Genomic DNA, 14,586 nt, shown 5'->3' with positions numbered 1-14,586 from the left:
GGGGTGGTGGGTGGTTCCCGCTGTCGTACCGGCGTGGTGGGATGTCCGTGATGCAGGCGTTCCGGTTGGTGCGCCGGTCCGGCGGGGTGGGGACGGGGGTCGTCCACTCCGGCGGGGCGGGGCAGGGGGGTGGCCGGTCCGAGGGGCCGGCCGGTGCGGAGCCGCGATCCGGGGGGTCGGCGGTCGATGCCGCACACCCGCGTCGCCCCGACCCGGTGCAGGCCGAGGTCGTCGCGCACACCGCCGGGCCGATGCTGGTCGTCGGCGGTCCCGGCACCGGCAAGACCAGCACCCTGGTCGAGGCGGTCGCCGCCCGGGTCGCCGAGGGCGTCGACCCGGAACGGGTCCTGGTGCTCACCTTCGGCCGGCGCGGCGCCACCGAGCTGCGGCACCGGATCGAGGCGCGGATCGCCGGCGACGGGCACCGGGTGGTCCGCGAGCCGCTGGTGCGGACCTTCCCGGCGTACGCGTTCGGCCTGCTGCGCCGGGCCGCCGCCGAGCGTGGCGAGCCGTCGCCCCGGCTGCTCACCGGCCCCGAGCAGGACCTCATCATCCGCGAGCTGCTCGACGTGGTGGGCGAGGAGCCCGGCGACGACCCGGTCGGCTGGCCGGAGGACCTGCGCCCCGCGCTGCGCACCCGGGCGTTCGCCCAGCAACTGCGCGACCTGCTGATGCGCGCCGCCGAGCGGGGCGTCGGCCCGGTGGAGCTGGCCCGGCTGGGCGAGAAGCTGGGCCGGGAGGACTGGCCGGCCGCCGCCCGCTTCCTGCGCGAGTACGTCGCCGTGCTCGCCCTGCGCGACGTCAGCAACCGCGGCTCCATCGCGTACGACCCGGCCGAGCTGGTCCGCGCCGCCACCGGCATGCTGCGCGACGATCCGGAGCTGCTGGCGGCGGAGCGCCGCCGGCTGGCCCACGTCTACGTCGACGAGCTGGCCGACACCGACCCCGCCCAGCTCGACCTGCTCGCCGTCATCGCCGGCGGGGGCAAGCCCCTGGTCGCCTTCGCCGACCCGGACTCCTCCACGTACGCGTTCCGCGGCGCCGACCCGGCCGGGGTGGGCACCTTCCCGCACCGGTTCCGGACCGCCTCCGGGGCGCCGGCCGCCCAGGTCACGCTGACCACCTCCTACCGGACCGGGCCGGTGCTGCTGGCGGCGACCGCGCGGCTGGCCCGCCGGCTGCGCGGCCCGGCGGCGCACCGGCGACTGCGCCCCCTGCCGGACGCCCCGCCCGGCGCCGTCGAGGTCCGCACCTTCCGCTCCGCCACCAGCGAGTCCGCCTGGCTGGCCCATGCCCTGCGCGAGGCGCACCTGCTCGACGGGGTGCCCTGGTCGCGGATGGCGGTGCTGGTCCGCTCCACCGGCCGGCAGCTGCCGTCGCTGCAACGCGCCCTGCACACCGCCGGGGTGCCGACCGTGGTGCACGGCGAGGACCTGCCGCTGCACCTCCAACCCGGGGTGGCGCCGCTGCTGCTCCTGCTGCGCTGCGCCCTCGAACCCGACCGGCTGGACGAGGAGGCGGCGGTCGCGCTGCTGCACTCGCCGCTCGGCGGCGCCGACCCGCTCGCCGAGCGCCGGCTGCGCCAAGGGCTGCGCGCGCTCGCGCTGGCCGCCGGCGACCGCCGCCCCTCCGGCGAGCTGATCGTCGAGGCGCTGCGCGACCCCGCCGACCTGGACACCGTGCAGCGGCGCTGGGCCGCGCCGGCCCAGGCGGTGGCCCGGCTGCTCGCCACCGCCCGGACGGCCGCGGCGACCCCGGGGGCCACCGCCGAGGACGTGCTCTGGGCGGTGTGGCGGGACAGCGGCCTGGCCGAACGCTGGGCCGGCGCGATCACCCGGGGCCGGGAGGCCACCGGGGAGCACGAGACCGCGCAGCGCTGGCGGGCCGAGGCCGCCGACCGGGACCTCGACGCGGTGCTGGTCCTCTTCGACGCGGCGGCCCGCTTCACCGACCGGCTGCCCGGCGCCCGGACCGAGGTCTTCCTCGACCACGTGCTCGGCCAGGACCTGCCGGCGGACACCCTGGCCGCCGGCGCCGACCGAGGCGACGCGGTCCGCCTGCTCACCGCGCACGCCGCGAAGGGCCTGGAGTGGGACCTCGTGGCGGTCGCCGGGGTGCAGGAGGGCGTCTGGCCGGACCTGCGGCTGCGCGGCAGCCTGCTCGGCTCGGAACGGCTGGTCGACGTGCTCGCCGGCCGGGCCGACGGCACCGGCGTACGGGCCAGCCTGGTCGGGCAGACCTCGGCCCTGCTCGACGAGGAGCGCCGGCTCTTCCACGTCGCGGTCAGCCGGGCCCGGCACCGGCTGCTGGTCAGCGCGGTCGCCTCGGCCGCGGTCGGTGGCGACGACCACGAGGAGCAGCCCAGCCGCTTCCTGCACGAGCTGGCCGCCACCGACCCGCCCGCCGTGGGCGGGGGTGGTGGCCCGGTCCCGCCCGGCCCCGTCCCGCCCGGCCCCGGCGACGGTGCCGCGCTGGCCGTGTCGCCGCCGCAGCCGACGGAGGGGCCGGTGCCGACCGGCGACGACGATCCGCAGGACGGGCTGCCCGGCGCGCTTCCGGTGACCCTGCCGCCGCGCGGGCTCACCCTCTCCGCGCTGGTGGCGGAGCTGCGTACCGCGGTCACCGACCCGGCGGCACCGATCACCCGGCGGCGCGCCGCGGCGGCCGAGCTGGCCCGGCTGGCCGCCGCCGGGGTGCCCGGCGCGCACCCGGACGACTGGTGGGGGCTGCGCGGCCTCTCCGACGACCGGCCGCTGGTCGACGAGGGCGAGCCGGTGAAGGTCACCCCGTCGGCGATGGAGAGCGCGCTCCGGTGCAGCCTGCGCTGGCTGCTGGAACGGCACGGCGGCAGCGCGCCGGCCAGCGCCGCGCAGGGCGTCGGCAACCTGGTGCACGCCGCCGCGATGCTGGCCGAGGACGCCAGCGTCGACCGGGGCACCCTGCTGGAATACGTGGCCGCCCGGTTCGACGCGATCGAGCTGGCCGCCCGCTGGATGGTCGGCCCGGAACGGCAGCGGGCCGAGGCCATGGTGGACAAGCTGCTGCGCTGGCTGGCCGGCAACCCGCGCCGGCTGCTCGCCATCGAGCACGAGTTCGCCGTCCGGCTGGACGACCCGGCCCGGCCGGTGGAGCTGACCGGGCGGGTGGACCGGCTGGAGGTGGACGAGGACGGCCGGCTCGTGGTGATCGACCTGAAGACCGGCAAGTCGACGGCGGTCACCGAGCGGGAGGTCGCCGAGCACCCGCAGCTCGGGGCGTACCAGGCGGCGGTGGAGGCGGGCGCGTTCGCCGAGTTCGGCGACGAGCCCGGCGGTGCCGCCCTGGTGCAGCTCGGCACCGGGGCGAAGGACGCCCGGGAGCAGACCCAGGCCGCCGCCGGGGAGGGGCCCGAGGCCGGCTGGGCCACCGCGCTGGTCCGGCGCACCGCCGATACGATGGCCGCCGCGACCTTCGCGGCGGTCGCCAACTCGAAGTGCCGGGTCTGCCCGGTCCGGACCAGTTGCCCGGTCTCCGGCCAGGGCCGCCAGGTGGTCGAGCCACCGACGGAGCAGCCGTGACCGAGCCGGACCTGCGAGCCCCGCAGCCGCGAACCGGGAAGGCGCCGTGACGACCCAGCCCACCCTGTTCGGCAGCGCCGCCCCGGCGCCGCGCGCCGCCGACGCCGGCCCCCGCTACACGCCGGTCGAACTGGCGAAGCTGCTGCGGCTGCCGGCGCCCACCCGGGAGCAGGCGGCGATCATCGCGGCCCCGGTCGAGCCGCTGCTGGTGGTCGCGGGCGCGGGTTCGGGCAAGACCGAGACGATGGCGGCCCGGGTGGTCTGGCTGGTCGCCAACTCCTACGTCCGGCCCGAGCAGGTGCTCGGCCTCACCTTCACCCGCAAGGCCGCCGGCGAGCTGGCGCACCGGGTACGCACCCGGCTCGACCAGCTCATCCGCCGGCTCGGCCGGGCCGGACGGGACCCGCACGACGACCCCCTGGCGGGCGAGCCGACCGTCTCCACCTACCACTCCTACGCCGGGCGGATCGTCACCGAGCACGGGCTGCGCGCCGGGTACGAGCCGACCACCCGGCTGCTCACCGAGGCGTCCCGCTGGCAGCTCGTCGACCTGCTGGTACGCAACTACGACGGGGACATGTCCGAGGTGGACCGGATGCCGTCGACCATCACCGACGCCGTGCTGGCACTCGCCGGCGAGCTGGACGAGCACCTGGTCGACCCGGACGACCTGGCCGCCTGGACCGGCCGGTTCTTCGCCGACGTGCAGTCCCGCCCCGGCCGGGTCTACGCCGACGTCCGGAAGGCGTTGCAGCTCCAGCGGACCCGGCTCAAGCTGCTCCCGCTGGTCCGCGCGTACGCCCGGCGCAAGGACGACTTCGAGGCGATGGACTTCGCCGACCAGCTCGCCCGGGCGGCCCGGGTGGCCCGTGACCACCCCGGCGTCGGGGTGATCGAGCGGGACCGGTTCCGGGTGGTGCTGCTCGACGAGTACCAGGACACCAGCCACGCCCAGGTGGTGCTCCTCAACGCGCTCTTCGGCGGCGGGCACCCGGTCACCGCGGTGGGCGACCCCTGCCAGTCCATCTACGGCTGGCGGGGGGCCAGCGCCGGCACGCTCGACCGGTTCCCCACCGAGTTCGCTCGCGCCGACGGCACCCCGGCGCAGGTGCTCGGCCTCACCACGAGCTGGCGCAACCGGCCGGAGATCCTCGGCGTCGCCAACGCGCTGTCGGTGCCGCTGCGGGCGGCCGGCGCGCGGGTGCCGGAGCTGCACGCGGCGCTGAGCGTCCGCGAACCGATCCCGCACCGCAGCCCCGGCGGCCGGGCCGCCGGCACCGTGCACTGCGCGCTGCTGGAGACGTACGCCGACGAGGCCGAGTGGATCGCCGACAGCGTGCTGGCCGTCTGGCGCGGCGCGGCCAGGATGCCCGGCGCGCTGCCCGAGCACATCCCGGTACCGCAGCGCCCCACCACCGCCGTGCTGGTCCGGTTGCGCAGCCAGATCCCGGCGATCGAGTCCGCGCTGCGCGCCCGGGGGCTGCCGGTCGACGTGGTGGGACTGGGCGGCCTGCTGGACACCCCCGAGGTCCGGGACGTGGTCTGCACGCTGCGGGTGCTCGCCGACCCCACCGACGGGGCGGCCCTGCTGCGGCTGCTCACCGGGGCGCGTTGGCGGATCGGTCCGCGTGACCTGGTCGCCCTGCACCGGCGGGCGAAGGCGACCGCCCGGGCCCGCCGCGAGCTGACCGCCGACGACGGTCCGGAGATCACCGTGGACGCGCTCGACGAGGCGACGCTGGTCGAGGCGCTGGCCGATCCAGGCCCGCCGCAGGCGTACTCGGCGGAGGGGTACGCGCGGCTGCGCGCGTACGGGATGGAACTGGCGCTGCTGCGCTACCGGCTGGACCAGTCCCTGCCGGAGCTGATCGCCGACATCGAGCGGACCATCGGCCTGGACGTGGAGGTGGCGGTCCGGGCCGGCCGGGACGGCACCGGCGACGCCGGCCTGGCCCGCGGCCACCTGGACGCGCTCGGCGACGTGGCGGCCCGGTTCTCCGGCGAGACGCCGGGCGCGACCCTGGCCGGCTTTCTCGCCTACCTGGCCGCCGCCGAGGACGAGGAGCGCGGCCTCACCCCCGGCGAGGTCGAGGTGGTGGAGGGCGCCGTGCAGATCCTCACCGCGCACGCCGCCAAGGGCCTGGAGTGGGACGTGGTGTCGGTGGCGGGGCTCACCCGGGGCGTCTGGCCGGGGCCGGTGCGCAACTCCGACCACTGGCTGGGTGGGCTGGGCGTGCTGCCGTTCCCGCTGCGTGGTGACGTCGACGGGCTGCCCGAGCTGGGCCTGGCCGGGGCCGAGGACCAGCGCGGGGTGGCCCGGGCGCTGGAGGACTTCACCGACGCCTGGCGGGCGCACGACGAGCGGGAGGAGCGCCGGCTGGCGTACGTGGCGGTGACCCGCCCCCGGCGGCTGCTGCTCTGTTCCGGCTACTGGTGGGGGGAGGGGACCAGGAAGTTCCGTGGCCCGTCGGTGTTCCTGCGGGAGGTGCACGACGCCTGCCTGGACGGCGGGGCCGGGCACCTGGTCGACGGGTGGGCCCCGGAGCCGGCCGGCGACGCGGTGAACCCGACCACCGAGGTGGTGCTCCGGGCCGAGTGGCCGGCCGACCCGCTCGGCGCCCGCCGCCCGGTGCTGACCGGGGCCGCCGCCCTGGTCCGCCGCTACCTCGCCGACCCGGACGCGGCCCGCCGCGAGGAGGCGCTGTTGTCAGCCGCCCCCGCGCCCCGGCCCGACGCCCCGCCCGGCCACGCCGTGGCACCGGACGGCCCGCCGGTCCAGTCCGCTGAGCCGGACGGCGGGCCGGGCCAGGCCGCTGAGCCGGCCGGCGGGCCCGGCCAGGCCGCTGAGCCGGACGGCAGGCCCGGGGGTGATCCCGAGGTGGCGCGCTGGCGGCGGGAGGCGGACCTGCTGCTCGCCGAACGCGCCGAGCTGCTGCGCGTGGCCGAGGCGGTCGAGGTGCCGCTGCCCGGCCACCTGTCGGTGACCCAGCTGGTGGCGCTGCGCCGCGACCCGGAGGCGCTGGCCCGGGCGCTGCGCCGCCCGATGCCCGCCGAGCCCAGCCCGTACGCCCGCCGGGGCACCGCCTTCCACGCCTGGCTGGAGCAGCGCTTCGGCGCGGACCGGCTGCTCGACGTGGACGAGTTGCCCGGCGCGGCGGACGACGACGCGGCGCCGGACGAGGCCCTCGTCGAGCTGCAGGAGCGCTTCCTGGCCAGCGAGTGGGCCGACCGGATGCCGGTGGAGGTGGAAGTGCCCTTCGCCACAGTGATCGCCGGCGTGGTGGTCCGGGGCCGGATGGACGCCGTCTTCGCCCGCCCCGGCGGCCGGTACGACGTGGTCGACTGGAAGACCGGCCGGCAGCCCACCGGTCCGGCGGCCGAGGCGGCGGCCGTGCAGCTGGCCGTCTACCGGCTGGCCTGGGCCGAGCTGGCCGGGGTGCCGGTGGAGCGGGTGGGCGCGGCGTTCCACTACGTCCGGGAGGGGGCCACCGTGCGGCCGGCGGACCTGCTCGACGCCGGTGGGCTGACCGCGTTGATCGCCGGCGTGCCGGAAAGTTCCCCGAACCGCCCCGCGCCGCGTGATCTGTGGTAGGTTAAGCACGTTGCAGTTTTGGTTTCCAGAGACTCTGTGTGCGCCTGGCGGATTGTAGCCCCAGGCGCACTTTGTTGTGTCCGGAGTTCTCCGGACGGGGCGACCAGCAGCGACAAGCACCCGCGCGATCCCCGCGCGGCGTGCTCCTCTCCCGGTCCCGCAACAGGTGCGGGACCGACCGTTCCGTCAAGGAGACGAAACACATGGCAATTGGCACCGTCAAGTGGTTCAACGCTGACAAGGGCTTCGGCTTCATCACCCCGGACGGCGGCGGCGCCGACGTCTTCGCCCACTTCTCGGCGATCCAGTCCTCCGGCTACCGGAGCCTGGACGAGAACCAGCGGGTCGAGTTCGAGGTGACCCAGGGCCAGAAGGGCCCGCAGGCGGAGAACATCCGCCCGCTCTGATCTTCGGATCACCCAGCACCATCCACCGCGCCCCTCAGGGCGCGGTGACGGGTCCGGTCCGCCGCGCCGCCCCCGCTCCGGCGGGTGGCGCGCGGCGGCGGGCCGGCCCGTACCCCCTTCGGTTCGTGCTTGTGAGTCCCGGCGGACGAGTCCGCCGGTCGACAGCGCCGCTTCCGGCGCCTCCCTCGACACGTGCCGCGTCGAGGAAGGCATTTCTGCATGACCATGACCGTTCCCACGTTCGCCGCGACGGGCCTGGCACCCGCGCTGCTCGCCGAGCTGTCGGCGCAGGGCATCACCGAGCCGTTCCCGATCCAGGCGGCCACCCTGCCGGACTCGCTGGCCGGCCGGGACGTGCTCGGCCGAGGTCGTACCGGCTCGGGCAAGACCCTCGCGTTCGGGTTGCCGCTGCTGTCCCGTACCGCCGGCCGCCGGGCCCGCCCGGGCCGCCCGCTGGCCCTCGTGCTGGTGCCGACCCGTGAGCTGGCCCAGCAGGTGACCACCGCGCTCGCCCCGTACGCCCGTGCGGTCGGGCTGCGCTGCGCGACCGTCGTGGGCGGCCTGTCGCTGCAACGGCAGGCGGACGCGCTGCGGGCCGGCGCCGAGGTGGTCGTGGCCACCCCCGGCCGGCTGCACGACCTGATCAACCGCGGTGACGCCCGGCTGGGCGAGGTGGCGATCACCGTGCTCGACGAGGCCGACCAGATGGCCGACATGGGCTTCCTGCCGCAGGTCACCAAGCTGCTGGAGCAGGTCGCGCCGGACGGCCAGCGGATGCTCTTCTCCGCCACCCTGGACGGTGGCGTGGACAAGCTGGTCCGCCGCTTCCTGACCCGGCCGGTGTCGCACTCGGTCGATCCCGGCACCGCGACGGTGACCGCGATGACCCACCACGTGCTGCACGTCGACGCGGTCGACAAGCCGGCGGCGCTGACCCAGATCGCCGCCCGGGAGGGCCGCACCATCCTCTTCATGGGGACCAAGCACCGCGCCGACCGGCTCGCCCGCCAGTTGCTCGCCAAGGGCGTACGCGCCGCCGCGCTGCACGGTGGCAAGTCGCAGCCGCAGCGCACCCGGATCCTGGAGCAGTTCCGGACCGGTCAGGTGACCGCGCTGGTGGCCACCGACGTGGCGGCCCGGGGCATCCACGTGGACGGGCTGGACATGGTGGTCAACGTGGACCCGCCGACCGAGGCGAAGGATTACCTGCACCGGGGCGGGCGTACCGCGCGGGCCGGGGAGTCCGGCACCGTGGTCACGCTGGTCCTGCCGGAGCAGCGCCGGGACGTCTCGCGGCTGATGACCGTGGCCGGGATCAGCCCGCGGACCGCGCAGGTGCGGCCGGGCGACGCGGAGCTGGCCCGGGTCACCGGGGCGCGGGAGCCGTCCGGCGTGCCGGTCACGATCGTGGCCGCTGCGGCCGCGCCCGCCGGTCGGTCCGGGGCGCCCCGGGGGCGTCGGGCGGCCGGCAACGGCGGCCGGGTCAGCACCGGCTCGGGTCGGGTAGCCGTTCCCGGCCCGGGTGCCGAGGCGACCGACGCCACCCCGCGTCCGGCGCACCGGCCGTCCGGGCGGCGTCGTCGCCCGGCGCGGCCGCGTACCGCCTGAGCCGGGTGCCACCGGCCGCGTACCGCCTGAGCCGGGTGCCACCGGCCGCGCCGCCACGGTGAACTGAGTCGGCAATCAGCGGCGGTCGGGTCCGATGGGCGACTGTCCCCGGGCTCGACCCCGTCGATTCTGGACCCGGGGGAACGTGGTCGGGCCGGGGGGCCGGACCCGGGAGGGGTGGGCATGACGGGGGATGCCGGCTCGGCGGCGCTGCGTGAACTGCTGCTGGTCGTCGCGGTCGCCATGGTCGGGCTGTTGCTCGCGGTGGTGGCGGCGTTCGGCCCCTGGCCCGCGGACTCCGGGGGCGGCGCGCCGCGGGCCGGGCTCGTCGAGGTGCACAGCCCGGCCGGCGGGGCCGACGAGCCGACCCGGAGCTGACCGGACGGCGTCGACCGGGCCGCGTCGCACCCACGGCCCGATCCCGCCCGCTCAGGGCGCGGCGGTCCCGGTTCAGGGCGCACCGGTCCCGGCTCAGGGCGCGGCGGTCCCGGTTCAGGGCGCACCGGTCCCGGCTCAGGGCGCGGCGGTCCGGTCCCGCAGCAGGTCGGCCAGGCTGGTCCGGTCGACCACCAGGGCGACCGCGCCGTCGACCGCCAGCCACACGTCGTGCAGCCCGGTCGCCACGCCGTGGTAGCCGGCGCGGTCCAGCGGCAGACCTCGGACGCTGGTCAGCGCCCCGCCGACCGCGCGCAGGACGTCCCCGACGCTGATCTCCCCGGCCGGGCGGCTGAGGGCGTAGCCGCCCTCGGTGCCGCGATGGCTGTGCAGCAGCCCGGCCCGGCGCAGGTCGAGCAGGATGCCCTGAAGGAAGCTGAGCGGGATGTCCTGGCTCTCGGCCAGGCTGCCGGCCTTGACCAGCTCGCCGCCGGACCCCCCGGCGCCGGCAGATCCTGCGCCGGCAGATCCTGCGCCGGCAGATCCTGCGCCGGCAGATCCTGCGCCGGCAGATCCGGCGGCGGGAGATCCGGCGGCGACGGCGAGCATGGCCCGCAGCGCGTAGTCGGCCCGCGCGGAGACGTACACGGGTCAGGAACCGCCCTGGTCCAGCACGCCCCACCGGCGGCGGATCGCCTTGTCGGCCGCGCCGAAGGCGGCGTCCACCAGCAGCCCCACCACCAGGATGACGATCATGGTGCCGAGCAGCCACGGCGCGTCGGACAGCTCGCGGGCGTAGGTCAGCTGGGCGCCCAGCGAGCTGGTCGAGATGCCCACCACGATCAGCTCACCGGCCATCAGGCTGCGCCAGGAGAACGCCCAGCCCTGCTTGAGTCCGGCCACGATGGCCGGTAGCGCGGCCGGCGCGATGACGTACCGGTAGAGGTTCAGGCCGCGGGCGCCGAGGTTGCGGCCGGCCCGCACCAGCAGCGGCGGGACGTAGTCGACGCCGCTGATCACCCCGTTGGCGATGGACGGGGCGGCGCCGAGCACCACCACGAAGAAGATCGCCTTCTCGCTCAGCTCGAAGAGCAGGATGGCCAGCGGGAACCAGGCGATGGAGGGCATCGTCTGCAACGCCGTGATCATCGAGCCGATGGCCGCGCGCAGCACCCGGGACCGGGCCACCGCGAGTCCGATCAGCAGGCCGACGCCGACCGAGAAGAGGTACCCGACGGCGGCGCGGCGCAGCGTGGTGGCGATGCCCTGCCAGAGCTGGTCGGTGCCGGCCTGGCGGAGCAGTTCCTGCCCGACGGTGACCGGGCCGGGCAGGGAGTACTCCGGCTTCCAGCCGCTCCAGACCACCAGCTGCCACGCGCCGAGCGCGATGGCCAGCGCGGCCAGCTTCGGCCAGGTGGCCGACCAGAGCCGGGCGGCCCGGGTGGTTGTCTTCTGCCGGCCGGCGATCTCCAGGGCGTCCAGGCCGGAGAGTTCCGCGTCGGTACGGGGGGCGCCGCTGAGCGTGTCACTGGCCATGGCGGCCCACCTCCGTACGCAACCGGTCGGTGACCTCGGCGGCGATGGTCGCGACCTCCGGGGAGTCGATCCGCCGGGGCCGGGGCACGTCGACCCGGGTGGACCAGATGATCCGGCCGGGCCGGCTGGAGAGCAGGATGATCCGGTCGGCGAGCCGGGCCGCCTCGCGCACGTTGTGGGTCACGAAGAGCACGGTGAGCTTCCGCTCGGACCAGATCCGTTCCAGCTCGTCGTGGAGGATGTCCCGGGTCATCGCGTCGAGCGCGCCGAACGGCTCGTCCATCAGCAGGACCGGGGTGTCCAGGGCGAGGGTGCGGGCCAGCGCGACGCGCTGCCGCATGCCGCCGGAGAGCTGGTGCGGGCGCTTGCGCCCGAAGTCGGCCAGGTGGACCGTACGCAGCAGCTCGGCGACCTTGGCCCGGCGCTCGGCCCGGGGCAGCTGGCGCAGCCGGAGCGGCACCTCGACGTTGGCCTCGACGGTGAGCCACGGGAAGAGGGCGGACTCCTGGAACATCAGGCCCGGGTTGACGCCGTCGCCCAGCTCGATCCGGCCACCGCTGACCCGGTCCAGCCCGGCGACCAGGTTGAGCAGGGTGCTCTTGCCGCAGCCGGAGGCGCCGACGAGGCAGACGAACTCGCCCGGCTCGACGTCGAGCGACACCTCGTCCAGCGCCAGGACGGCCTGGTCGCCCTGGCCGTACACCTTGGTGACGCCGCGGAGCGCGACCGAGCCGGTCGCGCTGCGCGGTGCCGTCGTGGTCGACGTCATGGCTGGGTGACCTCGGGCCGGCCCCGGGCCTTGAGCACGTCGTTGAGGTACGTCAGGTCGTACAGCCCGTCGAGGTCGACCGGCTGGGTCAGCCCGACCGCGACCGCGTGGTCCAGGCCGGTCTTCAGCGACAACGCGATCGGGTCGTTGGTGAATTCCAACGTCGGCCAGGCCTGCTTGATCAGCTTGAGGTCCAGCGGCTTGCCGGTGATCTTGCCGATGTGGTCGGAGATGGCCTGCTGCGCCTCGTCCGGCTTGGTGTTGACGAACTCGTTCGCCGCGACCTGTCCCTCGACCAGCTTCTTCACCACGTCCGGGTGCGCCTTGAGGAACGCGGTGCTGACCAGCAGGTTGGTGATGACGAACTTCTTGTCCGGCCAGAGGTCGCGCTCGTCGACCAGCACCTTGCCGCCGGCGTTGAGCAGCCGGGAGACGAACGGCTCGGGCACCCAGGCGCCGTCGATGGCGCCGCTGCCGAAGGTCTCGACGGTCTGCGCGTTCTCCTGCGGGACGACCTTGACGTCGCCACCGCCCTCCTTGGTGGTCCGCAGGCCCTTCTCCTTGAGCCAGAAGCGCAGCGCCACGTCCTGGGTGTTGCCGAGCTGCGGGGTGGCGATCTTCTTGCCGCGCAGCTGCTCCACCGAGGTGATCTCGGGCTTCACCACCAGCGCGACGCCGCCGGACGCGGCGCCGGAGATGACCCGGACGGCCTCGCCCTTGGACTTGGAGAAGGCGTTCACGGTCGGGTTCGGACCGATGTACGTGGCGTCGAGCGCGCCGGAGAAGACCGCCTCGATGGCGGCCGGGCCGGCGTTGAACGTCTTGGTCTCCAGCGTGACGTCGCTGCCGAGCTGCTGGGCGAAGATGCCCTTCTCGACGCCGACCAGCGCGGGCGCGTGGGTGATGTTCGGGAAGTAGCCGAGGCGCAGCGTCACCGGGCCGGCGTCACCACCGGCGTCGTCGCCGCAGGCCGCGCTGGTGCCCAGGGTGGCCGCGCCGACCACGGCGAGGGTGGCGAGGGAGACCAGCCGGCGGAACGGAAGCTGTCTCATCATGATTCCAATCCACAGTATTCCTACTTAGTTGGTAGGAAGAGTGGGACAGTTGGTGAGCGGCGTCAAGACCCATCCACGATCCGGGACAGCGGCCCTGGGAAATCTCGGCAATTCCCACCTGATTAGTGGAGTAAGCGGCCTCGGTCGGGCCGCCGCCGGCCGGGCCGGACCGGGCACCCGGGCACACCGCCGGTGCGGCCGGTGCCGGCGCGTTAGGGTCGAGGACGTGCCGACGCGGAGAGCCAGCATTCCAGCGACGAAATACCCGGTCGAGCGGTTCACCCTCGACAACGGCCTGCGGGTGGTGCTCACCCCCGACCGCAGCGCCCCGGTCATCGGAGTGGCGGTGGTCTACGACGTCGGCATCCGCTCCGAACCCGAGGGGCGCACCGGCTTCGCCCACCTCTTCGAGCACCTGATGTTCCAGGGCTCGGAGAACCTGGAGAAGCTCGCCCACTTCCGCCACGTCCAGGGCGCCGGCGGCACCTTCAACGGCTCCACCCACCTGGACTACACCGACTACTTCGAGACGCTGCCGAGCAACGCCCTGGAACGGGCGCTCTTCCTGGAGGCCGACCGGATGCGCGGCCCCCGGCTGACCGAGGAGAACCTGCGCAACCAGGTCGACGTGGTCAAGGAGGAGATCCGGGTCAACGTGCTCAACCGCCCGTACGGCGGCTTCCCCTGGCTGACCCTGCCGCCGGTGATGTTCGACACCTTCCCCAACGCCCACGACGGCTACGGCTCGTTCGACGACCTGGAGTCGGCCACCGTGGCCGACGCCGCCGACTTCTTCCGCCGCTACTACGCCAGCGGCAACGCGGTCCTCGCGGTCAGCGGCGACATCGACGTGACCGAGGCGACCGGGCTGATCGAGCGGCACTTCGGGGACGTGCCGGCCCGCCCCGCGCCGCGGCGGCCCGACTTCGCCGAGCCCGACCTCACCGCCGAGCGGCGGCACTCGTACACCGACCGGCTGGCGCCGCTGCCCGCGGTGGCCGGCGCCTGGCGGGTGCCCGACCCGGTGACCGACTTCGCCGGCTACCTGCCCTACGTGGTGCTGGCCGAGGTGCTCACCGACGGGGACGCGTCCCGGCTGGTCGAACGGCTGGTCCAGCGGGACCGCACGGTCACCAGCCTCGGCGGCTACCTGGGCTTCATGGGTGACCCGTTCGACGTCCGCGACCCCACCGCGCTGCTGCTCCAGGCCCACCTGCCACCCGGCGGCGACGTGGACAAGGTGCTGCGTACCGTCGACGAGGAACTGGACCGGCTGGCCAGCGACGGGCTCACCGAGGGGGAACTGGCCCGCACCCAGGCCCGGATGGCCACCCACCTGCTGCGGGACACCGACGCGGTGCTCGGCCGGGCGCTCCGGATGGCCGTGCTGGAACAGCAACGCGGGGAGCCGGGCCTGCTCAACGACCTGCCCCGGCTGGTCGGCGAGGTGACCGAGGAACAGGTCCGCGCCGCCGCCGCGACCCTGCGGCCGCAGCGCCGCGCCGCCATCGAGGTCATCGCCGGAGGTGCGCGGTGAGCGCGAGGAGTGAGCCGGGTTTGCGAGCCCCGCAGTCGCGAACGAAAGGCGGCACGGTGAGCGCGAGGAGTGAGCCGGGTTTGCGAGCCCCGCAGTCGCGAACGAAAGGCGGCACGGTGAGCGCGAGGAGTGAGCCGGGTTTGCGAGCCC

Annotated in this window: 10 protein-coding genes; 6 read left to right on the top strand and 4 right to left on the bottom strand. The window is 75.4% G+C overall.

The genetic code is table 11. The features are described 5' to 3' along the window. Positions 1-50: 50 nt before the first annotated feature. From AB0I11_RS05400 to AB0I11_RS05380, 5 genes are all read left to right on the top strand, one after another. The gene (locus AB0I11_RS05400; protein WP_357314443.1) at positions 51-3,557 is read left to right on the top strand and encodes an ATP-dependent DNA helicase; all 3,507 of its coding nucleotides are present in this window, start codon (positions 51-53) and stop codon (positions 3,555-3,557) included. A 46-nt stretch (positions 3,558-3,603) separates the two neighbouring features. Next, complete coding sequence (locus tag AB0I11_RS05395) at positions 3,604-7,149, top strand: UvrD-helicase domain-containing protein (protein ID WP_357313806.1); 3,546 nt, start codon at positions 3,604-3,606, stop codon at positions 7,147-7,149. A 203-nt stretch (positions 7,150-7,352) separates the two neighbouring features. Beyond that, positions 7,353-7,556, top strand: coding sequence for a cold-shock protein (locus AB0I11_RS05390; protein ID WP_007464836.1), 204 nt, complete (start codon positions 7,353-7,355; stop codon positions 7,554-7,556). Between the two features lie 219 nt (positions 7,557-7,775). Continuing rightward, positions 7,776-9,164 (top strand): DEAD/DEAH box helicase, encoded by a 1,389-nt coding sequence (locus tag AB0I11_RS05385; RefSeq protein ID WP_357313803.1) that lies wholly within the window; start codon positions 7,776-7,778, stop codon positions 9,162-9,164. A gap of 183 nt (positions 9,165-9,347) precedes the next feature. Beyond that, positions 9,348-9,542, top strand: a complete 195-nt coding sequence (locus AB0I11_RS05380; RefSeq protein WP_357313800.1) for a hypothetical protein — start codon at positions 9,348-9,350, stop codon at positions 9,540-9,542. A 135-nt stretch (positions 9,543-9,677) separates the two neighbouring features. Here the strand turns inward: AB0I11_RS05380 and AB0I11_RS05375 are convergent, their stop codons facing one another. Genes AB0I11_RS05375 through AB0I11_RS05360 form a run of 4 tightly spaced genes read right to left on the bottom strand, consistent with a single transcriptional unit; the run spans position 9,678 to position 12,896 of the window. Further along, on the bottom strand, positions 9,678-10,187 hold the full coding sequence (locus AB0I11_RS05375; RefSeq protein WP_357313796.1) for an Rrf2 family transcriptional regulator: 510 nt from the start codon (positions 10,185-10,187) through the stop codon (positions 9,678-9,680). A 3-nt stretch (positions 10,188-10,190) separates the two neighbouring features. Beyond that, positions 10,191-11,075: an ABC transporter permease gene (locus tag AB0I11_RS05370; RefSeq protein WP_357313791.1), complete on the bottom strand. Its 885-nt coding sequence runs from the start codon at positions 11,073-11,075 to the stop codon at positions 10,191-10,193. Then, positions 11,065-11,844, bottom strand: a complete 780-nt coding sequence (locus tag AB0I11_RS05365) for an ABC transporter ATP-binding protein (RefSeq protein WP_357313788.1) — start codon at positions 11,842-11,844, stop codon at positions 11,065-11,067. The genes AB0I11_RS05370 and AB0I11_RS05365 overlap by 11 nt, the downstream gene beginning before the upstream one ends. Continuing rightward, positions 11,841-12,896 (bottom strand): ABC transporter substrate-binding protein, encoded by a 1,056-nt coding sequence (locus AB0I11_RS05360; protein WP_357314440.1) that lies wholly within the window; start codon positions 12,894-12,896, stop codon positions 11,841-11,843. Before AB0I11_RS05360 ends, AB0I11_RS05365 begins: the two co-directional genes overlap by 4 nt. A 229-nt stretch (positions 12,897-13,125) precedes the next feature. On the opposite strand from AB0I11_RS05360, the gene AB0I11_RS05355 reads away from it, so the two are divergent. Further along, on the top strand, positions 13,126-14,436 hold the full coding sequence (locus tag AB0I11_RS05355) for a pitrilysin family protein (RefSeq protein WP_357313786.1): 1,311 nt from the start codon (positions 13,126-13,128) through the stop codon (positions 14,434-14,436). Positions 14,437-14,586 lie beyond the last annotated feature (150 nt).

Source organism: Micromonospora sp. NPDC050495, assembly GCF_040655175.1.
Lineage (GTDB): Bacteria > Actinomycetota > Actinomycetes > Mycobacteriales > Micromonosporaceae > Micromonospora.
Note: the sequence above shows the minus strand (reverse complement) of the source record. Positions and strands in the feature narration are given on the sequence as shown.

Coding starts and splice junctions, on each gene's coding strand:
- AB0I11_RS05400 (WP_357314443.1), top strand. CDS start 51: ATGCAGGCGTTCCGGTTGGTGCGCCGGTCCGGCGGGGTGGGGACGGGG.
- AB0I11_RS05390 (WP_007464836.1), top strand. CDS start 7,353: ATGGCAATTGGCACCGTCAAGTGGTTCAACGCTGACAAGGGCTTCGGC.
- AB0I11_RS05385 (WP_357313803.1), top strand. CDS start 7,776: ATGACCATGACCGTTCCCACGTTCGCCGCGACGGGCCTGGCACCCGCG.
- AB0I11_RS05380 (WP_357313800.1), top strand. CDS start 9,348: ATGACGGGGGATGCCGGCTCGGCGGCGCTGCGTGAACTGCTGCTGGTC.
- AB0I11_RS05370 (WP_357313791.1), bottom strand. CDS start 11,075: ATGGCCAGTGACACGCTCAGCGGCGCCCCCCGTACCGACGCGGAACTC.
- AB0I11_RS05365 (WP_357313788.1), bottom strand. CDS start 11,844: ATGACGTCGACCACGACGGCACCGCGCAGCGCGACCGGCTCGGTCGCG.
- AB0I11_RS05360 (WP_357314440.1), bottom strand. CDS start 12,896: ATGAGACAGCTTCCGTTCCGCCGGCTGGTCTCCCTCGCCACCCTCGCC.